General features: G+C 69.6%; 22 protein-coding genes and 1 pseudogene. 8 read left to right on the top strand and 15 right to left on the bottom strand.

The genetic code is table 11. The annotated features are described in order from the left end of the window. The 7 genes and pseudogenes from KUTG_RS38590 to KUTG_RS66630 form a co-directional block, all read right to left on the bottom strand. On the bottom strand, positions 1-758 hold a 758-nt coding region (locus tag KUTG_RS38590), incomplete at its 3' end, for a DMT family transporter (protein WP_043732092.1). A gap of 150 nt (positions 759-908) precedes the next feature. Then, positions 909-1,067 carry a hypothetical protein gene (locus KUTG_RS59440; protein WP_157495074.1) on the bottom strand — a complete coding sequence of 53 codons (159 nt, stop codon included), beginning with the start codon at positions 1,065-1,067 and terminating at the stop codon, positions 909-911. Positions 1,068-1,130: 63 nt separating this feature from the next. Continuing rightward, the gene (locus KUTG_RS38585; RefSeq protein ID WP_157495072.1) at positions 1,131-1,703 is read right to left on the bottom strand and encodes an HhH-GPD-type base excision DNA repair protein; all 573 of its coding nucleotides are present in this window, start codon (positions 1,701-1,703) and stop codon (positions 1,131-1,133) included. Between the two features lie 514 nt (positions 1,704-2,217). After that, positions 2,218-3,084, bottom strand: a complete 867-nt coding sequence (locus tag KUTG_RS38580) for an ABC transporter ATP-binding protein (protein ID WP_043724040.1) — start codon at positions 3,082-3,084, stop codon at positions 2,218-2,220. Beyond that, entirely contained in the window at positions 3,081-3,479 is a 399-nt protein-coding gene (locus tag KUTG_RS38575) for a GntR family transcriptional regulator (RefSeq protein WP_043724037.1), read from the bottom strand. The genes KUTG_RS38580 and KUTG_RS38575 overlap by 4 nt, the downstream gene beginning before the upstream one ends. Positions 3,480-3,515: 36 nt before the next feature. After that, positions 3,516-4,493 (bottom strand): hypothetical protein, encoded by a 978-nt coding sequence (locus tag KUTG_RS38570; protein ID WP_043724036.1) that lies wholly within the window; start codon positions 4,491-4,493, stop codon positions 3,516-3,518. A 365-nt stretch (positions 4,494-4,858) separates the two neighbouring features. Beyond that, a pseudogene (locus KUTG_RS66630) lies at positions 4,859-5,362 on the bottom strand (ATP-binding cassette domain-containing protein); the annotation flags it as partial. A gap of 190 nt (positions 5,363-5,552) precedes the next feature. Between KUTG_RS66630 and KUTG_RS38560 the strand changes: the two are divergent. The 3 genes from KUTG_RS38560 to KUTG_RS38550 all read left to right on the top strand — a co-directional run bounded on the left by KUTG_RS38560 (position 5,553) and on the right by KUTG_RS38550 (position 7,526). Next, complete coding sequence (locus tag KUTG_RS38560; protein WP_232241191.1) at positions 5,553-5,987, top strand: MarR family winged helix-turn-helix transcriptional regulator; 435 nt, start codon at positions 5,553-5,555, stop codon at positions 5,985-5,987. 54 nt (positions 5,988-6,041) lie between these two features. After that, positions 6,042-6,956, top strand: coding sequence for an LLM class flavin-dependent oxidoreductase (locus KUTG_RS38555; protein ID WP_043724031.1), 915 nt, complete (start codon positions 6,042-6,044; stop codon positions 6,954-6,956). A 93-nt stretch (positions 6,957-7,049) separates the two neighbouring features. Beyond that, positions 7,050-7,526 (top strand): DM13 domain-containing protein, encoded by a 477-nt coding sequence (locus KUTG_RS38550; RefSeq protein WP_043724028.1) that lies wholly within the window; start codon positions 7,050-7,052, stop codon positions 7,524-7,526. Between the two features lie 125 nt (positions 7,527-7,651). Here KUTG_RS38550 and KUTG_RS38545 read toward each other — a convergent pair whose 3' ends face one another. The 3 genes from KUTG_RS38545 to KUTG_RS38535 form a co-directional block, all read right to left on the bottom strand. After that, positions 7,652-8,224 carry a helix-turn-helix transcriptional regulator gene (locus tag KUTG_RS38545; RefSeq protein WP_043724027.1) on the bottom strand — a complete coding sequence of 191 codons (573 nt, stop codon included), beginning with the start codon at positions 8,222-8,224 and terminating at the stop codon, positions 7,652-7,654. A 75-nt stretch (positions 8,225-8,299) separates the two neighbouring features. Further along, positions 8,300-8,863, bottom strand: coding sequence for a CGNR zinc finger domain-containing protein (locus KUTG_RS38540; protein ID WP_198047449.1), 564 nt, complete (start codon positions 8,861-8,863; stop codon positions 8,300-8,302). A 15-nt stretch (positions 8,864-8,878) separates the two neighbouring features. After that, entirely contained in the window at positions 8,879-9,991 is a 1,113-nt protein-coding gene (locus KUTG_RS38535; protein ID WP_043724022.1) for an MFS transporter, read from the bottom strand. Between the two features lie 74 nt (positions 9,992-10,065). Here KUTG_RS38535 and KUTG_RS38530 point away from each other — a divergent pair, with 74 nt between their 5' ends. The 4 genes from KUTG_RS38530 to KUTG_RS62110 are packed head-to-tail and all read left to right on the top strand — an operon-like array spanning position 10,066 to position 12,471. After that, on the top strand, positions 10,066-10,665 hold the full coding sequence (locus tag KUTG_RS38530; RefSeq protein WP_198047448.1) for a helix-turn-helix transcriptional regulator: 600 nt from the start codon (positions 10,066-10,068) through the stop codon (positions 10,663-10,665). Positions 10,666-10,682: 17 nt separating this feature from the next. Next, on the top strand, positions 10,683-11,606 hold the full coding sequence (locus KUTG_RS38525) for a ketopantoate reductase family protein (RefSeq protein WP_043724017.1): 924 nt from the start codon (positions 10,683-10,685) through the stop codon (positions 11,604-11,606). 20 nt (positions 11,607-11,626) lie between these two features. Continuing rightward, a complete protein-coding gene (locus KUTG_RS38520; RefSeq protein ID WP_157495069.1) occupies positions 11,627-12,226 on the top strand; it encodes an alpha/beta fold hydrolase in 600 nt (199 codons plus the stop codon). After that, positions 12,196-12,471, top strand: coding sequence for an alpha/beta fold hydrolase (locus KUTG_RS62110; RefSeq protein ID WP_043724013.1), 276 nt, complete (start codon positions 12,196-12,198; stop codon positions 12,469-12,471). Before KUTG_RS38520 ends, KUTG_RS62110 begins: the two co-directional genes overlap by 31 nt. A 413-nt stretch (positions 12,472-12,884) precedes the next feature. Here KUTG_RS62110 and KUTG_RS38510 read toward each other — a convergent pair whose 3' ends face one another. After that, on the bottom strand, positions 12,885-14,351 hold the full coding sequence (locus tag KUTG_RS38510) for a catalase (RefSeq protein WP_043724007.1): 1,467 nt from the start codon (positions 14,349-14,351) through the stop codon (positions 12,885-12,887). A gap of 43 nt (positions 14,352-14,394) precedes the next feature. Then, positions 14,395-15,555, bottom strand: coding sequence for an EstA family serine hydrolase (locus KUTG_RS38505; protein ID WP_043724002.1), 1,161 nt, complete (start codon positions 15,553-15,555; stop codon positions 14,395-14,397). A 173-nt stretch (positions 15,556-15,728) separates the two neighbouring features. Here KUTG_RS38505 and KUTG_RS38500 point away from each other — a divergent pair, with 173 nt between their 5' ends. Next, positions 15,729-16,409, top strand: a complete 681-nt coding sequence (locus KUTG_RS38500; protein ID WP_052395885.1) for a DUF998 domain-containing protein — start codon at positions 15,729-15,731, stop codon at positions 16,407-16,409. Here the strand turns inward: KUTG_RS38500 and KUTG_RS38495 are convergent. From KUTG_RS38495 to KUTG_RS38485, 3 genes are all read right to left on the bottom strand, one after another. Next, positions 16,395-17,765 carry an IS30 family transposase gene (locus KUTG_RS38495; RefSeq protein ID WP_043714398.1) on the bottom strand — a complete coding sequence of 457 codons (1,371 nt, stop codon included), beginning with the start codon at positions 17,763-17,765 and terminating at the stop codon, positions 16,395-16,397. The genes KUTG_RS38500 and KUTG_RS38495 overlap by 15 nt on opposite strands. A gap of 133 nt (positions 17,766-17,898) precedes the next feature. Next, on the bottom strand, positions 17,899-18,339 hold the full coding sequence (gene aroQ / locus KUTG_RS38490) for a gamma subclass chorismate mutase AroQ (protein WP_052395884.1): 441 nt from the start codon (positions 18,337-18,339) through the stop codon (positions 17,899-17,901). A 77-nt stretch (positions 18,340-18,416) separates the two neighbouring features. Then, positions 18,417-21,053 carry an AfsR/SARP family transcriptional regulator gene (locus KUTG_RS38485; RefSeq protein ID WP_043723992.1) on the bottom strand — a complete coding sequence of 879 codons (2,637 nt, stop codon included), beginning with the start codon at positions 21,051-21,053 and terminating at the stop codon, positions 18,417-18,419. Positions 21,054-21,079 lie beyond the last annotated feature (26 nt).

Below are 21,079 nucleotides of genomic sequence, written 5' to 3'. Positions count from 1 at the left end.
CCGAGGACGATGGAGAGCTCGCGGGCGGGGGCCACGAGGCTGACCGGGGCCATCTGCAGCGCGTACAGAACGAGCAGGTAACTCAGGGGCGAGAGCAGGGCGACGATGAGGATCTGGCGGCGGTACTGGCGCCAGATCGACACCGTGCGGGCCCGCGAGCGAACGGCTTGCGGGGCCATGAGCAGGCTCTGGAAGATCGTGCCGACGCCGAAGTAGGCCAGCGGCGGGATACCGAGAGCGGTGACGGAGTGGGCGTCCCACAGGGTGTACGCGGCGATGACGACGCCGGTGAGGACACCGTAGAAGACGCCGGCGCGGCGGCGGGACGGATCGGCGTGGGTGGCCTTGCCGGAGCTGATGACCAGAACACCCGATATGACCAGGAATGCGCCGACCAGGCCCGGCCATCCGGGATGTTCGCCGAGGAACAGGACGGCGACCAGCACGGACAACAGCGGCCCGGTGCCACGGGCCAAGGGGTACACGACCGACAGGTCGCCCACGGCGTAACCACGCTGCAACACGATGCCGTAGACGACGTGCAGCACGGCAGTGCCGAAGGCGGCCGCCAGCCAGGTCCATTGTGGACGTTCGAGGATCAGCTGGGCCACCGCAAAGGGGCCGAAGACCACCGCGGACGCGGTGTAGTACAGGAAAACGAAGCGGGCGCCGCCGTCGCCGACCTGCTTGGCGGCCAGGTTCCAGATGGCGTGCACGACGGCGGCGACGAGCACGAGCGAGAGGGCGAAGCCGTCCACGTAAGCGCCTTCCTCCGAGGTCCGCGCGGACCCGGGAAGGCCTCCAGGCTTTTGTCCCGTCAGCTGAACAGCCACGTCCCTTCGTGGCTGACGGTGCCGCTCGGACCAGACCCGCGAGGCGGCGGAACCCTAGGCACTACGCCGGCCACCCTACCCCAAGAGCCCTTCGGGCTGACCACGAGCGGCGGTGGTCACCAGGAAGGCGGTGAGCGGCAGGCCGGCGCTGTCGGCCAGGTGCTGGGCGTCTGAGGAACTGATGCCGGTGGCACCGGTCGGCGTGAAGACCTGCGGGGATCTGGTGATCGACACAAGCCGGAGGTGATCCACACCATCCGCGGGGACGGCTACCGCATCGCCGCAGCCCGACCCCGGTCAGCCCTTGGCCGCGGCCTTCGCCGCCTTCTTGAAGGCCCGCACCTCGCCCAGCGACTTCGCGTCCACCACATCGGCCACGCTCCGACGCGAGCCTTCCTCGCCGTACGCCCCGGCCGCCTCACGCCACCCCGTCGGCTTCACGCCCATCTGCTTACCCAGCAGGGCCAAGAAGATCCGCGCCTTCTGGTCACCGAAGCCCGGCAACGCGGTCAGACGCTTCAACACCTCCGCGCCGTTCGGCTTGCCCTGCTTCCACAGGGACTCCACCTTGCCGTCGTAGTTCTCCACCAGGAACTGGGCCAGGGCCTGGAGGCGCTTGGCCATCGAGCCCGGGAACCGGTGGATGGCCGGCGGCGTGGAGACCAACGCCGCGAACTCTTCGGGATCGGCCTCGGCGACGGCATGCACGTCGAACGAACCCATGCGGTCCAGGATGAGCTTGGGGCCCTTGAACGCCTTCTCCATCGGCACTTGTTGATCGAGCAACATTCCGAACAGGAGCGCGAGGTAGTCGCGGGCGAGGAGGGCGTCAGCCTCGGATTCCTGGGCGAGACACAACTTGCGGGTCACCGCTGGAGTGTCCCACACGGCGTGGACGGGCGCGTTATGACCGAATACTAACTACTAAACTGCGCTTGATGGGTTAGAGAGAGGCCTGGTTGCATCCTGGCCATGTCGAAAACCGAGGTCGTCGTCGGGCGGCCGATCGCGTCCATGTGGCCAATTTTGCCAAGGGAACCGGCCCCGTACACATCACGACCTTCGCGGTCGACGCCACCGGCCTTCACTCCACGGGCGAAGCGGTCCAGCGGAAAGGTTTCGAGACAGAAAACGACACATGGCCGCCTGTCGGTAAACCTGAGTACAGCTCAGTCGAGCGTCGTCGACGGCGAAGACGGTCATGGTGTCGCTGCCGGCATTGACGGCATAGACCAACCGGCTGTCAGTGCCAGCACGTTGCGGCGGTTGAGGATTCGGTTCACGAGATCGCAGGCTATTCCCGCCCCGGGCGGCAACCGGGGGCGTTGTCCGGAAGGCCGATCAACCGCATGCGTCCGACCAATTTTCCTTGCCGGGCAAGCTCTTAACGACGGGCGGCGGCGCGCTCGCGGGCGGCGCGGAGGTAGCCGACGACCAAGGACTCCAGGTCCGGCCGGTCGGCCACCCAGCCGGCGGGGACGGGATCGGCGCCGCGGACCAACAGCGTGGCCTGGCGTTCGGCGCGGGAGGCCGAGACGACAACGCCGGACACGGCCGACTCGTCGTCGCGCGGGCCGACGAGCACCCGATGCTCGGCCAGGACGTCCTCGACGTCGCCGTTGAGGCGGACCTGTCCCTCGACCACGAGGAGCAGGTGGTCGCAGACCTCGCTGAGGTCGCTGAGCAGGTGCGAGGACATCAACACCGTGGTGCCCCGGTCGGCGACCTCGGTCATGACGATGCGCAACGTCTCGTCGCGGGCCAACGGATCCAGGTCGGACAGGGGCTCGTCGAGCAGCAGCACCTTGGGCAGCCGGCCCAGCGCCAGCGCGATCGCCACCTGGGTGCGGGCGCCGGCGGACAGGGCACGGACCTTGGCGTCGCGGTCGACACCGGCCAGCATGTCGAGGACCTCCTCGACCCGGGGCTGGGACCACCGCTCGTTCATCGCCCCGACGGCCTGGATGACCTCACGCACCGTGAAATCCGGGTAGAGCGGCCGGTTCTGGGCCAGGTAGGCCACGTCAGGATGCATCCGGCCGCGCACGGGAGTGCCGTGCACGCTGATCGAGCCGGCGGTCGGCCGGATCAGCCCGGACGCCAGCGACAGCAGCGTGCTCTTGCCGGCGCCGTTGGGGCCGACCAGGGCGATGACCCGGCCCTCGGGCAGGTCGAACGTGCAGTCGTCCAGGGCGCGGACCCGGCCGAAGTGCTTGGACAGGCCCGCGGCGCAAAGGGCGGGGGTGCTCATGACCGTGGTTCTCCGATCGGGTAACGCTCCTCGCGGACGTCGACGTAGAGGGCGTCGACGTCGTCGACACCGAGCCCGGCGTGCACGGCTCGGCCCATCCAGTCGGCGAGTTCCTGGCGCAGCGGGGCGCCGCGGTTGGTGGCGTCGTTGGCCAGGGACTTGGTCACGAAGGTACCCAGTCCACGCCGGGCCTCGACCAGTCCCTCCCGCTCAAGTTCCCGATATGCCTTGAGAACCGTGTTCGGATTGACCGCGGTGGCCTCGACGACCTCGCGCGCGGTGGGCAGCCGGTCACCGGGGTTGAGCAACCCCAGCCGCATCGCCTGCTTGGCCTGGTGGACGATCTGGATGTAGGTGGCGACCCCGGAGCGTCGGTCGATCCGGAACTCGATCACGCCGCCAGCATAGGCCCCGGGGTCGGTCACCACGGCTCATGCCTGCCGGCGCACGGCCCAGCCGGTGGCGAGCACGAGCACCACGGCCAGGCCGAGGTAGATCGCGGCCTCCACCAGGTGCACGGTGCCCGCGGCCTCGGCCGGGACGACGTCGGCGAACCACTTCACCAGGCCGTGGTCGCGGTAGCAGGTGGCGGTGTCGGTGACCGGCGCGTCGCCCTTCGAGCCGCAGTTCATGACGGCGCTGTTGGCGTTGGGCACCACATTGCCGTTGGCGTCGAGATAACCGCCGAAGACGGTCAGCGAGCCCGGTTCGACCTTGGACACCGACGGGTCGTCGGAGACGATTCGCTGCGCCGACACGAGGAACTTCTGCAGGCTGGACAGCGCGTAGCGCAGGACAACCGTGACGGCGAGGGTCACGGTCATCGCCACCAGCGTCCGCCGGGACGCCGCGCCGACGAACATGCCCAGCGAGAAGGCGAACAGCGTGTAGGCCACGGGCGCGAGGCCGCTGGTGCCGAACGTGGCATAGAAGTACGGTCCGCTGGCCAGCGGACCGATCTTTCCCGCCGCGCCGACCCACCACTCCACCAGCAACTGCAGGGCAACCACCACGACCAGCGCGGGCGCCGCGGCCACCGCGATCTTGCTGGACATCCATCGGATCCGGCTCACCGACTGGGTGAACGCCAGCACGTGCGTGCCCTGTTCCAGCTCACGGGCGAACAGCGGCGCCCCGCCGAACAGGCCGACCAGCACAGGCAGCGCGAGCACGAACAGCTGCCCGACCTTCATCCGGTCGAACCAGATGTCCTGAAAGGACTGGACGACATCGTTCCCGCAGCCGCCGTCGGCCCGAATGCCGATGGCCACGCAGTTCCCGAGCGCATGTCCGTCCAGATAGGACACCATCGACGCGCGGACGGCCAGCAACGCCGCCGCCCCGACCACGAACACGGCCAGCATGGTGATCAACTGGGCGCGCTGCTGACGCCACACGACCCGGATCATGCCGCCACCTCACGGGAAGCGTCGCGCATGTAGCCCAGGGCCAGGTGCCCCAACCTGGGGCGCAGTTGCCGCCAACCGGGCGCTCCACCGGCCAGGGATGCGGGCACCAGCACCTCCTGCCCCTCGGCCGTGCGGCGGGCGTCGATCACCGAGCTCGCCGGCAACGGCAACGGGCCTTCGGGCGGTCCCACGAGCAGCACGTGCCTATCCAACAGGGCGTCGACGTCGCCGGCGACCCGGACCTGGCCGTTGGCCAGCAGCACCAGGTGATCGCACACGCCTTCCAGCTCGGCCAGCACGTGCGAGGACAGCAAAACCGTGATGCCCTGCCGGCGGCTCTCCTCGACCAGGTTGCGCAGCACCGACTCGCGGGCCAGCGGGTCCAGGTCGGCCAGCGGCTCGTCCAGCAGCAGCAACCTCGGCCGCTTGCCCAGGGCCAACGCCAGCGCCACCCGGGTCCGCTGGCCGCCGGACAGCGTCCCCACCTTCGCAGTCAGCGGCACCTGCGCCCGTCGAACCAGACCCTCCGCGTACTCCTGGTCCCACGTCGGATTGGTCCGCTGCCCGAACCTCAGCGTCTCCGCCACCGTGAACTGCGGATACAGCGGCTTCTGCTGCGCAAGGAAGGCCACCGCCGGGTGCAGTCCCCGCCCGTTCGGCACGTCCCCGAACACCGCGATCTCCCCCGCCGTCGGCTTCACCAAGCCCGTGACCAGGCCCATCAGCGTGCTCTTGCCCGCCCCGTTGGGCCCCACCAGGGCCACCACCCGGTTCTCCGGGACACGCAGCGTGCAGTCACGCAGCGCCCATCCTCGCCGGTACTTCTTGCCCAGCCCCTCGGTCAGCACCGGGGCCTGTCCGTCCACCATGCCCGTTCTCCCCACGTTCTCCCAGCTCAACGCCATATTGGCCCGACCCTACCATCTTTCACTACTTAAGTAGTGAAAGCCTGCAACGGCCCACTCTTAGCTACGGAGCGTGACGTGACGCGGGCCGACGACCGCCGGATCGGCGCCGCTCGGCCCAGAAAGTTCGCACCACGAACTGTAGGCTGGCGGCGTGACTGGTCGTTTGGGTGTGGTGCCGGCCCTGGTGCGGTCGACGTTTCTGGTGAATGCGGTGTACGCCGAATCGGCGCGTGAGCACGGACTGACCTCGCAGCAGGGACAACTGTTGTGCGTGCTGATGGGCCGCCCGTACGGGATGGGAGAACTGGGAGCGGTGCTCGGCCTGGCCAAGTCGAGCCTGTCCGGACTGGTCGATCGGTCCGAGCGCAACGGCCTGGTTCAGCGGGAGCAGGATCCGGGGGACGCGCGCGGAATCCACGTCTCGCTGTCGAAGCGGGGCGAGCAGGTGGCGGCGACGTTCTACGCGGAGACCTGCCGCCGGATCGACGAGCTGCCGAAGGGGTTCGACGAGGACGAGCGGGCGGCGCTCGACGGGCTGCTGAGCCGCATCGTGCTGACCAACGACGTGCCGGCGGTGTTCGATTGAAGTTCGTGTCACGAACTACTACTGTTCGTGGCACGAACTACTTGAGGGGGAGCCGTGGACGGCGTTGTTTTCGGGTTCGGCGCGCACAGCCGGATCGACGAGCGGGCGGAACTGCTGCGAATGGCCCACGAGGCCGACCGGGCGGGTCTTGACCTGTTCTCACTCTCGGACCACCCGTATCTCGGGGACCGCCTCGACGCGTACGCGACGATCGGTTTTGTCCTGGGCCGCACGGAGCGGCTGGCCGGTTTCGCCAACGTCACGAACCTGCCGACGAGGCCGGCGCCGATGCTGGCGCGGGCGGTGACGACGCTGTCGGCGTTGTCGGACGGCCGCGTCGTGCTGGGCATGGGCGCGGGCGGGTTGTGGGACCGGATCGCCGACATGGGCGTGCCACGGCTGTCGCCCGGCGACGCGGTCGACGCCTTCGAGGAGGCGATCACGCTGGTCAAGGCGCTGTCCGGCGGCGGGGAACCGGTCAGCCACGAGGGCGCCCACTATCGCGTGCACCAGATCGAGCCGGCCCCGATCACGGCGCCGCCGGTGTGGACCGGGTCGGTCGGGGCGAAGTCCCTCGCCGCGACGGGGCGAGTCGCGGACGGCTGGATCCCCGGCCACGCGGCGGACTGGCTGAGCGACCGGTACCGGCAGTCACGGTCGGTCATCGACGAGGCGGCCGCCTCCGTCGGTCGCGATCCGGGCGAGATCCGAACGGTGTTCAACTTCCCCGGCCGCATCACCGATCGCCCGCTGCCCGCCACCCGGGACGGCGACGGCCGCTGGATCGGCGGCTCCGTCGAGCAGTGGATCGAGGAGCTGACCTCGGCCGTCGTGGATCACGGCGCGTCGGGCTTCATGCTGTTCTCGCCGGAGGGCGGCACCCCCGACGCCGGCTCGTTGTCCCGCTGGGCCAACGAGATCGCGCCGGCGGTCAAGGCGGCGTCCACAACGGACGTCACCGCTCCGTAAGGACGCAACGGGATCATCGGCGCGTGCAGGCCTCGTTACAGACAGCAGTAGGGCCGACCGGCGGGGTCGGCCGCCGATGGACGAGGTGGTTCGATGCGGGCGCTCCTGGCACGGCGCAAGATCGTGGTTCCGGTGGCGGTGGCGGTGATCGTCCTGGTCGGCGTGGGGCTGTGGGCGTTCCAGCCGTGGAAGCTGTTCACCAGCAGCACGGTGAACGAGAAGCTGGCGGACGGGGCCGTGCAGAAGGGGACGTTCCGAACGCTGGCCCACCCGACGAGCGGCCAGGCGGAGATCGTGAAGGGCGCGGGCGGCTCGTACACGGTGCAGCTGAGGGACTTCAGCACGAGCGACGGCCCGGCGGTGCACGTGTGGCTGACCGACAAGGCGCAGGACGCCGGCGACGCCGCCTTCGGCAGGGACGGCCACCTGGATCTGGGGAATCTGAAGGCCACCAACGGCAACGAGGTCTACGCGGTGCCGGCGGGCACGGACATCGCGCAGTACAAGAGTGTGCTGGTGTGGTGCGAACGGTTCTCGGTGGGCTTCGGGGTGGCCGGCCTCGGGGCCTAGTGCCGGGAATTCCGCTGACGGGATGCCGTGCGGGCGTTGAGGAAGAAGCGATCAGCGCCCGCACGGCCCGCTTCGACGTGTTGTGCGTGACGCCGCGGGTGGATGGCGGGAACCGCTGACGTGAGTCAGAGGATTCCGGAGCGGAGGGCGAAGGCGACGGCCTGGACGCGGTTGCGAAACTTGTGGCGGGTGGAGAGCGTGTGCAGGACGTGTTTGATGGTGCTCTCGGAATAGGTGAGCCTGCGGGCGATCTCGGAGGTCTCGGCGCCGTCGGCCAGGAGCCGGAGCACCTCGACCTCACGGGTGGTGAGGCCGGTGGACGGCGAAGGCCGGGGCGAGGTCAAGGGGACGAGCCTCGCGGCCAGGTCCCGGGGCGACAATGGCTGCGGGGCTGAGAAAGCGGCGAGGACGGCGTCGGTGAGCTCGGGGCCGCTGGCCCGGGAGCGGTCGACGACGGCGACGACACGGCACTCGGTCAACGGGACGCCCTCGTCGACGGAGCTGGTGAGCAGGATGAGGGGCACGGGCGGAAGCTGGCGGAGGCGGGCGACGGCGGCGAAGTCGAGGCGGGGGACGGAAAAGACGACGACGTCGGGCGGTGACGACTCGACGATGCGGGGATGGCGGCGCAGGAGCGAGCCGAGCCCGGCCGAGGCGATGGCGTCCGGGGCGACGACACGCACGGCGACCTGATCCATGACACTCCCCTTGCTCGTGGCGGAACGCGAGCATGACCGGCGATCATTGGCGGATTCTTGACCACGGAGCGTGAACTAGTGGGCGCGGTCCCGGTAGGCGGCGGCCTTGTTGGTGTTGCCGCAACGGCTCATGGAGCACCACCGGCGCGGGCGGCCGCCGGGAGAGTCGAGAAAGATCATGCGGCAGACCGGGGAATCGCACGCCCGTAGCCGGGAACGGCGGGTGGGATCGAGCAGCACGTCGATGGCGTCCCGGGCCAACAAAGCGGTCAGATCGTCGGCGGACCAACGCAGGTCGTGGAGGGCCGGCACAAGGCGGGGCGGGGAGATCGACGCGGCGGCGTTGACTGCGGCGGGAGAAACGGGGCGGCCGGTCATGGCGTCGGTGACGACGGCGAAGATCTCCTCCCGCAGGCGGCGCAGGCCGGCCAAGGTGTCGGCGCCGGCCTCGCCCTCGGCCAAGGGAAAGCCGATGCCGTCGGCCCAGGTCCGCAGCCGCGTCACGTCGGTGAGACGCTCGATGCCGGCGCTGGGGCGGCGGCCGATGGTGGCCAACAGGTTCAGCGACGGCGAGCCCGCGTCGTACCGGAGCTCCCGCAGCTGGGCGGTCACCCGGACCTTGGGCAGCGTGTCGTCCACCTCACCCATAGTAACCTATTTGACGGTTACTGGGACGAGAAGCGCGACCACGAACGCCGCCGCCACGAACACCAGGGCGGCCGGGGCGATGGCGTTGACGGCGGTGAACAGGTAAGGCGCGGCGAAGCCGACGTAGGCCAGGCAATAGAACACGGCGGTGACGCCGGCGAGCTCCTCCGCCGAGGCCAGCGCCTCGACCCGGCTGAGGCCGCCGACCAGGAGCATGCCGTAGCCGCAACCCAACACGATGGCGGTCGGAACCAGGAGAATCACCTGGTCCAGGCCCACGGACAGAGCGGCGAGCAGAAAGCCCAGAACGGCCGAAGCGAGTCCGAAGGTCAGTACGGAACCGGCGCGGCGAGCCTCCAGGCGACGAGCCAACGGCTGGACGAGGAGCCCGCTGCCGAGCGTGAGGCCGGCGATCGCGCCGCTGCTGGCGATGGGCACGCCGGGCACGGGCAAGATCGTCGGCAGCACGGCGAAACTCGTGGTGGCGGCGCCGAAGACCAGCGGGGCGCTGGGCACGACCCGGCGCAGGAACTCGGGGTGCCGCAAGGCGTTGCGCAGCCGGACCCGACGGCCAGAGACGGGGCTGGTCTCCGGGGCGTGCCAACACAACGCGGCGGCCACGGCCACGACAACCAGATGCGCCAGATACGGCACGACCGCCGGCATGGGCAGCCACTGAGCCAGGATGCCGGCGACGAGCGGGCCGCCGCCGAAGCCGGCCGACAGGGCGCCGGCGGACCGCCGCGCTCCCCCGCTCGGGGACAACTCCTTGATCCACGCGCTGCCCGGGCCGAAAGCGGCGCCGGAGGCGACGCCGGCGACCAGCCGCCCGAGGCCCAACAGCCAGAGGTCGTCCGCGCCGAAGATCAGGATCACCGAAGCCAGGGCCGACAGGACCAGCACCGGCCGCATCACGCCGCGGCGGCCGAGCCGGGCCGACAGCGGAGGCCCGACCAGCAGGGCCCGGATCAGGCCGATCACGTACGCCCCGAACACGGCCGCGACCAGCGAGGACGAGAGGTGGTCGAGGTCGCGGTAGACGATCAGCAGCGGCGCGAACTGGTTGGCGCCCCAGCCGACGGCCAGCACGGCCGAGGCGGCCCGCAACCAAGGCTTCACGTGAGACCTCCTTAATAACCGAAACTATGGTTACTTGGGTAGCCTGGCGAAGGCAACAGGAGAAGGGAAGTCGCGTGCGCAGAGTCCACGTGGTGGCCCCGGACGTCATCACCGGCAAGGCCGTCGCCGCGCTGCTGGACGGCCAGTTCACGCTGGCCTGCACGCCGCCGGCCGACGTGGCCCTCGTGGTGGACGACGTCTTCCTGCCCTCGACCATGGGCCGGGTCCAGGACACCGCCGCGCTGGGCGTGCCGATCGTGCTGCTGACCCACCAACTCCAGGCCGGGTCGCTGCTGACGCTGATCGGCCACGGCGTGGGCGCGGTGTTGGACAGTGCCTCGACCAGCAGGGCCCAGCTCGTCGAGGCGATCGACGCGGCCGCCCGGGGCGCGGGGATCGTGTCGCCGGAGCTGATGGGCCCTCTGCTGCGGCAGGTCCGCGACCTTCAGCGCACGATCCTGCACCCGCTCGGCTACACCGGGGTCGGCCTGTCGACGCGCGAAGTGGAGATCCTGCGGCTGCTGGCTGAAGGCCGCGAGACCAAGGAGATCGCCGACGCGCTGTCGTACTCCGAGAGCACGGTGAAGAAGGACCTGCACGAACTGATCACCCGGTTCCGGCTGCGCAACCGCACCCAGGCGGTCGCCTTCGCCATCCGGGCCGGCGTGCTATGAACAACCCACGAGGACACATGCGGATCGCGGTGATGGGCACGGGCGGGGTCGGCGGCTACTTCGGGGCCAGGCTGGCCGCGGATGGTCACGAGGTGGCGTTCGTCGCTCGTGGAACCCACCTGAAAGCCTTGCAGGAGAACGGGCTTCAGGTGCGGAGCCCGTTGGGCGACCTGCACCTGACCGAGGTCGTGGCCACCGACGATCCGGCCGAGCTGGAGCCCGTCGACCTGGTGCTGTTCGGCGTGAAGCTGTGGGACACCGAGTCCGCCGCCGCCCAGATCCGGCCATTGTTGCGGCCTGATACAGCGGTGGTGTCGTTCCAGAACGGCGTGGTGAAGGACGACATCCTGCGTCGCATCCTCGGCCCCGAGCACGTGCTGGGTGGCGTCTGCTACATCGCGGCGACGATCGCCGAACCAGGTGTGATCAACCACGCGAACACGTTGCAGCGCTTGGTCTTCGGCGAGTACGACGGTGTGTCCACGCCGAGGGTCGAGGCGTTTCTCCAGGCCTGTCGGGAAAGCGGCCTCGACGCCGAGGTGAGCCCGGACATCGCGCGCACGATCTGGGAGAAGTTCGTGTTCCTGGTCGGCCTGTCCGGCGTCACCAGCCTGGCCCGCACGGCGATCGGCCCGATCCGGGCCAACCCGCGCTCCCGGGCGTTCCTGCACGACGTCATGGACGAGGTCGTCGAGGTCGCGCGGGCCTCGGGCGTCGAGCTCCCGGCCGACTACGCCGACGACCGAATGGCCTTTGTGGACACTGTCGACCAGGCCATGACCTCCTCGATGCACCACGACCTGGAGCGCGGCAACCGGCTGGAAGTGGCCTGGCTCAGCGGCGACGTCGTCGACCGGGCCCGGGCCCTCGGGGTGCCGGCACCGGCGAACCGGGCAATCGCCGACGTCCTGTCCGTGCACGCCGACGGTGCGCGCCCCTGACTTGGGCCAGCGTCGAAGCCGTGAACCTGGAGCCGGGACCGCACGCGGTGGACATCGACGGCGTCACGCAGGCGTACGAGGCGAGCGGGCAGGGGCCGGTCACCGTCGTCCACTCGGGAGGGCCGGGCATCGACTCGGGTTACCCGCGGATGCCGTTGCTGGAACAGCACATGACGATGGTCTACTGGACCCGATCCGGCACCGGCCGTAGCGACTTCCTGCCCGGCGGCGACTACAGCATCGCCTACGCCAGGTTCGCCCGCGAGCTGATCGCGCGCCTCGGCGCGACCAGGCCGTGCTTCATCGGGCACTCGCACGGCGGATTCGTCGGATTGGAGCTGGCCGCGGAGAATCCCGGCCTGCTGGGCGGTCTCATCGCGTACAGCACGGCCGCGCAGGCGGGGCCCGAGCTGCGCGCGGAAGGCGGCCGGCAGATGGCCGCCTTCGTGCGGCGCTACCCCAATGAGCCCAAAGCCGTGCGCGCCGGCCAGGTGTGGAGGAGTCTTCGGGCAAGCCGCCGACGAGCGCGGCGGAGCATGCCCGATTCCTCCAGGGCATCCTGCCCGCGTACTTCGCCGACTACTGGGCGATGGTCGCGCAGCTCGGCCCGGTCTCCCTGAAGACGCACTACGATCCGAACCGCATTCGGTCCACTTGGGACGTTCGCGACCGGCTCGGCCAGATCGACATGCCGACGCTGGTGATCTCCGGTTTGTACGACTTCGTCTGCGCGCGGCGGTTCTCCGACGAGATCGTCGCCGGCATCCACGGCGTCACGTGCCTGAAACTGCACGAGAGCGGCCACTTCGGCTATCAGGAGCAGCAGGAGCTGTTGGTCAAGACGGTCGCCGACTTCGTCAGCTAGCCCGTCAGATCCAGCTGCCGCGCTCATACAGGGGGCGGAAGCCGGCGCGGAGCATGTTGTGCAGCGAGGTGTTGTGTGAGCCCGGCTGTTCCGCCCCGGTCTCGGCGACCAGCCCCGGCGAGTCCCGCCCACCGTCACACCGAACTGTGTGAATCCGTTTCGTACTTTCGGTGTGACGCTAAGCGGGACTCGCGGTGGTACTGGTTCCGGCCCGCCCGTTGCCACGCTTGGGGTTGAAGACTCCTGCCCACCCGACTCCCTTTGCCGGCACCGCCAATCGCCGGCGGCGAGCCTGGAGACCTCTACTGATACGGGCAGCTCAGCGGCTCGGGACCCCTTCGCCGCCCCGCTGACGGTGTGTCTGAAACCGTGTTTCGGTGTGCCGGAGAGCGTGACTCGCGGGGGTGGAGGGGTCAGAGGGCGGAGTGGGCTTCGCAGGCTTTGCGGACGCCGTCGCCGTAGGCCGGGTCGGCCCGGGCGCAGTTCGCGATGTGCTTCTCGATCGTCTCCCGGCGGGCGCCCTTGATGGCCCGGGCGGTGTTGTCGAACAGGACCTGCTGCTGGTCGCCGGTCATCAGCCGGAACAGGTCGCCGGGCTGCTGGAAGTAGTTGTCGTCGTCGGCCCGGAAGTCGAAGCGGTCGGCGGTGGCGCCGACGGCCTGCGCCGGGTCGGCGTAGGCGGGCTGCTCGGCCCAGCGCCCGAAGTTGTTGGGCTCGATGCCGGGCACGCCGCCCTGGTTGCCGTCGACGCGCATGCCGCCGTCACGGTGGTAGGTGTTGACCAGGGCGGCGGCCCGCGGGTGGTTGACCGGGATCTGGTGGTGGTTCACGCCCAGCCGGTACCGGGCGGCGTCGCCGTAGGAGAACAGCCGGCCCTGAAGCATCCGGTCGGGGCTGAACGAGATGCCCGGCACCAGGTTGGCCGGGGTGAACGCGGCCTGCTCGACGTCGGCGAAGTAGTTGTCGGGGTTGCGGTTGAGGGTCACCTCGCCCACCTCGATCAGCGGGTAGTCCTTCTTGCTCCACACCTTGGTCAGGTCGAACGGGTGGAAGCGGTAGTCGGCGGCGTCGGCCTCGGGCATGACCTGCACGCACAAAGTCCACTTGGGATGGTCGCCGCGCTCGATCGACTCGTACAGGTCACGCTGGTGCGACTCGCGGTCGCCGGCGATGACCTGCGCGGCCTCGGCATCGGTGAGGTTCTCGATGCCCTGCTGGGTACGGAAGTGGAACTTCACCCAGTGCCGCTCGCCCTCGGCGTTGATCAGGCTGAAGGTGTGCGAGCCGAAGCCGTGCATGTGCCGGTAGGAGCGCGGGATGCCCCGCTCGCTCATCACGATGGTGACCTGGTGCAGCGCCTCGGGCAGGTTCACCCAGAAACCCCAGTTGTTCTCGGGGTCGCGGAGGTTGGTGCGCGGGTCCCGCTTCACGGCCCGGTTGAGGTCCGGGAACTTCAGCGGGTCGCGGAAGAAGAACACCGGCGTGTTGTTGCCGACGACGTCCCAGTTGCCTTCCTCGGTGTAGAAGCGCAGCGCGAAGCCGCGGATGTCCCGCTCGGCGTCGGCGGCGCCGCGCTCGCCGGCCACCGTGGAGAAGCGCTGGAACACCTCGCACTCGTTGCCGATCTTGTTGAACAGCGCGGCGCGGGTGTAGCGGCTGATGTCGCCGGTGACCCGGAACGTGCCGAACGCGCCGGAGCCCTTGGCGTGCATGCGCCGCTCGGGGATCACCTCGCGGTCGAAGTGCGCGAGTTTCTCCAGGAACCACAGGTCCTGCAGCAGCATCGGCCCGCGCGGGCCGGCCGTCAGGCTGTTCTGGTTGTCGGCGACGGGAGCGCCGGCCGCAGTGGTCAGCGGCTTGGTGTTCTCTTCGAAAGCCATCACGCCTCCTCGGGTCTCGGCCAGCCCACCACGCTATCTGGAGTCAGTCAAGAAAACGATCTGATCCAGACATCATCGTGTCCGGATCGGTGGCCTCGTACAGGGCCTCGGTCAGCGCCATCTTGCGCGGGTCGTCCCGCAGGCCGGGGCCCATCTGGTTCATCACGTACGCGAAGCCGACACCCCGCTCCGGATCGGCGAACCCGGTCGAGCCGCCGAATCCGTCATGACCGAAGGCATGAGGGTTGGGGCCGAAGCTGCGCTGCTGGCCACCGAGCGTGAACCCGAGCCCGAACTCGTTGTCCAGCCCGGCGACGATGTCGACGCAGCGCCCCTGCCCCGTGCGCCCGAGCTCGATCGTGTCCCGCTTGAGCAGGCGTTCCGAGCCGTCGGCCAGGGCGCTGTAGACCGTGGCCAGGCCCAGCGCGGTGGCGTGGCCGTTGGCCGCCGGCACCTCGGCCAGCCGCCAGCCCGGGTCATTGCTCAGGCGGCCCGTCACCGGCGGGTTGGCGAACGCCGCCAGCGCCGCCGGCCCCGGCGACGGCAACTCCCCCATCGACGTCGGCTCGACCATCGTGGAGCAGCGGTCGAGGTCCCGCGGCGGCAGACCGATGTGCACGTCGGCATTGAGCGGCCGGGCCACGTTGGCCAGGAAGAACTGCCCGAGGGTCTGGCCCGTGACGCGGCGGATCACCTCGCCGACCAGGTAGCCGTGCGAGATGGCCTGGTAGCCGCTGACCGAGCCCGGCTCGAACAGCGGGCCCTGCGCCGCCAGCAGTTCGACCATCTTCGGCCAGTCCAGCAGGTCCTCGGCGATCAGCGGCGTCTCGACCCCCGTCACGCCCGAACGGTGCGAGAGCAGCCAGCGGACCGGGATGTGCGCCTTGCCGGCCTGCGCGAACTCGGGCCAGTACCGGGCCACCGGCGCGTCCGGATCGAGGTCGCCGCTCTCGATCAGCTGGAGCGCGCACACCGCCACCAGGCCCTTGGTCGCGGACCACACGTTCGTCAACGTCCTCGGGCCCCACCGCGTCGTGCGGCCGGGGTCGGCCCAGCCGCCCCACAGGTCGACCACCGTTTCGCCGTCCACGATCACCGCCACCGCGGCGCCCAGCTCGCCCCGGTCCTCGAAGTTCCGCCGGAACGCGTCGACGACCCGCTCGTAGCCCTCGTTGACGTGGCCGTCGATCGGAAAAGCAGACATGAGTCCCTTCCTCCGCTGTGTCGGGCTCAGATCTTGCCCGCCGGCCGGCCGGTGGTGACCGTCTTTCTCCGGATGGATCACGTTCCTTGTGCATTGGGTGTGATCCCCGCGCCGACAGCCTTCCGACAGGTTCCGCCGAGCAAACGCCGATGATCGGTGGCGATGGTGGAGGCATGACCGTTTCGACCGCCTTCACCCGGCTCGGCATCGCGGCCCTGGCCGTGGGCGCCGCGTTGATCGCCCTGCTGTCCGTGCTGCCGTCGTCCGAGCCGGTCAGCGTGCTGCGGCAGACCATCAGCCAGTACGGCCTCACCGACAACAGCTGGATCTTCAACCTCGCAGTGCTGCTGGTCGCGGCCGGGTCCGCGGCGATCATCGGCGTGCTGCGGTCGCAGCGTCGGCTGCCGACGGCGTCGGTGGTGTTGGGCGGGCTGTGGGTGGTGGGGCTGCTGGTGATCGTGGCGTTCCCCAAGAACAACTGGGCCGTGAACGCGGCCGGCACTCTCGGCGGCCTGCTGCATCGGTACGCCAGCGTGGTGGCCTTCGTGGCCTTGCCGATCGCTGTGCTGCTGGCCGCGGCGCAGGCCTTTCCGGACGCGCCTTGGCGGCGGGCGTTGGCCCGGTTGCTGGGCTACGCCTCGCTGGGCTGGTTCGTGGCGATCTTGGCGGCGTTGCCGGTCGGGGCGGCGATGGGTGTCGTGGCGTGGTGGGAGATCATCCCGCTGGGGCTGATGGAGCGGGGCATGGCGTTCACGGAGGTGACCGCTTTGGTGGCGCTGGCGATGCCGGTGACTCGGGTGGTGACCAGCTCAGACTCAACCGGTCGTCGCAACACCGGCTCATTGGGAGAGTAGCAGTTCGTTCAGCGCTTCGGCCGGTGTCTTCCAGCCCAGTGTCTTACGTGGACGGTTGTTGAGCACGGCGGCAACGGCATCGAGCTCGTCGCGACCCCAGCGGGCCAGGTCAGTGCCCTTCGGAAAATACTGTCGCAGCAAGCCATTCGTGTTCTCGTTGGTGCCCCGTTGCCACGGACTGTGCGGATCAGCGAAGAAGATCCGCAGGCCGGTGTCGATCGTCAACTGGGCATGCTGGGCCAATTCCTTGCCTCGGTCCCATGTCAGTGTCCGGCGCAGTTGCTCGGGCAGCGCTGTGATCGTTGCGGCGATCGCGTTCCGGACAGCTTCGGCGCCGCGGCCGGCCAACGCCGGGCCGTTGTGCGCGCGCGGACCGTGGCCATACCCCTGCATACGAGGAAGATGTAGCAGCAGCGTAAACCTGGTGGTCCGCTCGACCAGAGTGCCGATCGCGGAGCTGTTCAAGCCGATGATCAGATCTCCCTCCCAGTTCCCGGCAACCGTGCGGTCCTCCACCTCGACCGGCCTCTCGCTGATCATGAGATCGGTTGTCACGTGACCGCTTGCCCGTCGACGGGCACGGGAACGAGGAACGCGCAGTGCCCGGCCGGTGCGCAGACAGGCAACCAGCTCACGTTCGAGCGCGCCGCGGCCGGGAACGTAGAGCGCCCGGTAGACCGCCTCGTGCGAGATACGCATGGACTCGTCGTACGGGAAATCTTCCTTCAGCCGCTGGGAGATCTGCTCTGGGCTCCACGCGTTGACCCATCGCCGGTCCTGACGCCGTGGCTTGTTCCGCCCCTTCCAAGGCGCTGTCCCCGGCCCCACCACAGATGTCCCGTCCAGCCGGCGAACCTGGCCGCAGAGCCGCTCCTGCACGTACCCGCGCAACGGTTCATTGTCGGCTAGCTTCGAGGCTTTTGGCCGGCGAGCACGACGCTCGGCATGCCATTGCGCGGTCGAGGCCTTGTAGTCGAGGTTGTAGGTTCGGGTCGATGCGTTGCGCCGCAACTCGCGCGAGATCGTCGAAGCATCACGCCCGAGTTGTCGAGCAATCTCACGAACGCCAACGCCTTGCGCACGCAAGATCGCGATGTCCTCTCGTTCAGCGAAGGACAAGTACCGGCCCGACACCGTCGGAGGAAGAGCTGGATTCACGCCGCCAGCGTGACGGAACCATCTGAACGCGACCGGTCCCGACACGCCGGCCTTCGTAGCCGCGTCCTCGGTCTTCTCGCCTCGCGCGATCGCAGCCCAAAACCTGACTCGATCCTCGCGCCATGCCACCGTTGGACGCCCAGGCGACGGCATCTGACCGCGGTACTCACGCGCCAGTTTCTGCTTCAATCCGGCCATCACAAACCCCTGACGTCGAGGTGTTGCGACGACCAGTTGAATCCACCCAGGACGCCGGAGCTGGCAGTCACGGGGTGACGGAATGCAGGGCCTTGGCGATGCCGGCAGCGCCGCGCGTGCTCCGCGTTGGCCGTCACACCATGACTGAACGCAACGCCGTGGTCAGGGCCTCTCGGTGCAGGGCGTCGAGACCGTCCACAAGGGACACACAGGCCGGCTCCGTGGTTTCCTCCAGCCGGGCCAGCAACTGCCTGGTGAGCTGGTCCAGCTCCGCTCGGACGGCAGCCAGATCGGGGGCGGAGGTCGGGGCCTCGGCGGGGTGTTCACGCCAGCGGGCGAACAGGCCGCGCTGCACGACCTTGCTGGCGGCAATCTGATCCTCGAAGAAGCGGACGGCGCGGTCGGCGTCCAGGCCGAGACCGGCGGCATGGGCGCGGACGTCGGCGAGGGCCTGGCGCTCGCGGACGGGGTCGTCGATGGGCTTGCCCGTGCCGAACTTGGCGGCGGCGACGCGGTCGCTCACCAGCAGCCGCCGTGCGGCGAGGTCGACGAGATGGCGACGGTGCACGGACATACCTCCAACGGTAGCGGCGAAATCGGCAGGGGCCGGGAAAGTGCCCTGGACGGCGGCCCAGGACAACCCCTTTGGCCTCAAGGAAGTTCGAGCCGCGCCAGCAGATCCCTGGCCCGCTCGATGTCGGGCTTGCGGTGCTGGCGCTCGTAGATGTCCAGCGCCTCGGCCAAATGTGTGCGGGCCTCGCGAGTGCGACCCAGTTCGACGTAGGTCTCGGCCAGCGTGCACAGGGTGTCGGCGACGGAGAAAGGGTCGAGGCGCATCGAGTCCACGGCCTCGGTGAGGTAGCTGACGGCCTGCTCCAGGCGTCCGGTGCGGCGGCAGATGTAGCCCTTGGTGTCGAGGACCGAGGCCCGTTCCAGCGCCGAGCCGTGCGGGCCGAGCAGCTCCAGGCACGCCTCGACCATCCGCCAAGCCTGGTCGTAGCGGCCGTCCTGAGCCAGGTACCAGGCGAGGTCGTTGGCCACCCGGGCCCGAACCGGCGCGGTCTGGGACTCGGCCAGCTTCCACGCCCGCAGGCCCATCTCGGTGGCGGCGGAGTTGTTGTGCTGACGCCAGTGGATCTCGCAGAGGGTCATCATGGCGAAGATCCGGTCGAACGGGCGGTCGGCCTCCTCCGCCATCCACAGCGAGACGCGGGCGTGGGCCAGGGCCTCCTCGCAGTCGCCGAGACGGGCGGCGGCGCGGGCGATGAACCGGTGGGCCTGGCCGATGCCGTCGAGGTCGCCGAGCTCACGGACAGCGGCCAGGGCGCTGTGCCAGCCGGCGAGCTCGTCCCGCATGTTGCCGGCGTAGGCGTTGAAGTTGCTGAGGGCCCAGGCGAACTGCCACACCGACCGGTGGCACAGCCGCTGCTCGGCCAGCCGCCGAGCGGCGGCGATGTTCTCGGCTTCGAGGTCGAACCACAGCCGGGACTCGTCCTCGTCCCGCAACGCCAGCGGCACGCAGCCCCTGGCCGGCGGCGGCATCGTGATCATCGGACGGCCCGTGTCGACGCGGTGCGCGGCAATGACCAGGGTGTGCAGGTAGAAGTCGACGAGCCGGCGCAGGGCGGCGTCGCGGGTCTCGGCCGGAAAGCGCTCTCCGGCCTGTTCGCGGGCGTAGCTGCGGACCAGGTCGTGCATCCGGAACCGACCCGGGCTGTGTTGTTGGATCAGCGATCCCCGTTCCAGGGCCCGTAGGATCGTGCGCACGGAGGCGAAGGTCTGGCCGGCCAGCGCGGCGACGCCCTCCAGCCCGACGTCCGGCCCCGGCACGAGCCCGAGCAGCGCGAACACATCGGCCTGCGCGGCCGACAAGGCGGCGTACGAGGTGGACAATACGGCGCGGACGCCGAGTTCGGTGTCCACCTCGAAGGCGTTCAGCCCGGCGTCCTTGAGCTCGGCGGCCAGCGCGGCGAGCGGAAAGTCCGGATGTTCCTGCGCCCGCCCGACGGTGATGGTCAACGCCAGCGGCAGCCCGCCACAGGCGGCGAGAAGTTCCTCCACCGCATGGGGTTCCGCCTCGGCTCGATCGACACCCAGGCGCGACACCAGCAATGAGTACGCGTCGTCGACGGCCAGCACGTCGAGGCTGAGCAGCACGGCGTTGTGCTGGGAGACCAGGCTGGTGAGCCGGTTGCGGCTGGTCGCCACGACCGCACAGGAAGCGCCACCCGGCAGCAACGCGCTCACCTGCTCGGCGCCGATGGCGTTGTCGAGCACGATCAGCGCCCGCTTGGCCGCCAGCACGCTGCGGTACAGCCCGGTCATCGCGGCCTGGTCCTCGGGGATCACCGCCGGGCTGACGCCCAGTGCCAGCAGGAAGTTCCGCATCGCGTCGGCCGGCTCGACCGCAGCCAGGTCGGCGAACAACTGGCCGTCAGGGAAGCGGTCCACATGCTCATGCGCCCACTGCAACGCCAACGTCGTCTTGCCGATGCCACCGGGACCGACGATCACCGACAGGGGCGGCATCTCCGACAGAACCTTGAGCTCGTCCCGCCGACCGGCGAACGTGCGCGGGGCGGCGGCCAGTTGCCGTGGCACGAAAATGTCGTTCTGGAGCAAGGACTGGTGCACGGATCTCAGCGCCGGCCCGGGATCGACGCCGAGCTCCTCGGCGAGCATGCCTTTGACCTTCTCGAAGTGCAGCAGGGCATCGGCCTGGCGGCCGCTGCGGTGCAGGGCCAGCATCAGCTGCCCGGCCAGCCGTTCGTCGAGCATGTTCCGCTCGGCTCGGGCCATCAGGTCGGGCAGCAGCTCCCCGTGCTGCCCGAGCTCCAGCTTCCGGTCGGCGTGATCGAGCAGGGCGGCCTCACGCTCGGCCAGCAGGTCAGCGCGAATCCGGTCGAGCCACGGGCTTTCCAGCCCGGCCAGGGGTTCGCCGCGCCACAGCGCCAGCGCCCCGTCCAGGTCCTCGGCCCGGATGAGCCGCCGAAATCGGTGCACGTCAACGGTTTCGGGGTCGATCTCCAGCGCATATCCGTGCCCGCGGCGCACTAGGTCGAACGCGTAGCGCAGGCGCGTGAAGTAGCTGTGCAGGGAGCTGCGCGCCTGCCGTGGCGAGGCGTCGCCCCATACACGTTCGACGAATTCGTCCAGGGACACCGGATTGCCGCCGGCCAACAGCAACACCGCCAGCACGCTGCGCAACCGGGCCGGGCCGAGGAACACCGGAGAGCCGTCGCGACACGCCTCGACGGCGCCGAGCAGACGGAACTCGAGCTCGGCCACCCGGTGTCCTCCCTTCGGTCCTCGTT

It is taken from the genome of Kutzneria sp. 744, from assembly GCF_000568255.1.
Lineage (GTDB): Bacteria > Actinomycetota > Actinomycetes > Mycobacteriales > Pseudonocardiaceae > Kutzneria.
This window is presented reverse-complemented; position numbering and strand designations above follow the sequence as displayed.

Bases quoted from the DNA above. Each gene is read 5' to 3' on its own strand.
- KUTG_RS38550 (WP_043724028.1), top strand. From the start codon at position 7,050: ATGCGGGCGCTCCTGGCACGGCGCAAGATCGTGGTTCCGGTGGCGGTG.
- KUTG_RS38580 (WP_043724040.1), bottom strand. From the start codon at position 3,084: ATGAGCACCCCCGCCCTTTGCGCCGCGGGCCTGTCCAAGCACTTCGGC.
- KUTG_RS38500 (WP_052395885.1), top strand. From the start codon at position 15,729: ATGACCGTTTCGACCGCCTTCACCCGGCTCGGCATCGCGGCCCTGGCC.
- KUTG_RS38505 (WP_043724002.1), bottom strand. From the start codon at position 15,555: ATGTCTGCTTTTCCGATCGACGGCCACGTCAACGAGGGCTACGAGCGG.
- KUTG_RS38545 (WP_043724027.1), bottom strand. From the start codon at position 8,224: ATGGATCAGGTCGCCGTGCGTGTCGTCGCCCCGGACGCCATCGCCTCG.
- KUTG_RS62110 (WP_043724013.1), top strand. From the start codon at position 12,196: ATGGTCGCGCAGCTCGGCCCGGTCTCCCTGAAGACGCACTACGATCCG.
- KUTG_RS38570 (WP_043724036.1), bottom strand. From the start codon at position 4,493: ATGATCCGGGTCGTGTGGCGTCAGCAGCGCGCCCAGTTGATCACCATG.
- KUTG_RS38510 (WP_043724007.1), bottom strand. From the start codon at position 14,351: ATGGCTTTCGAAGAGAACACCAAGCCGCTGACCACTGCGGCCGGCGCT.
- KUTG_RS38495 (WP_043714398.1), bottom strand. From the start codon at position 17,765: ATGGCCGGATTGAAGCAGAAACTGGCGCGTGAGTACCGCGGTCAGATG.
- KUTG_RS38525 (WP_043724017.1), top strand. From the start codon at position 10,683: ATGCGGATCGCGGTGATGGGCACGGGCGGGGTCGGCGGCTACTTCGGG.
- aroQ (WP_052395884.1), bottom strand. From the start codon at position 18,339: ATGTCCGTGCACCGTCGCCATCTCGTCGACCTCGCCGCACGGCGGCTG.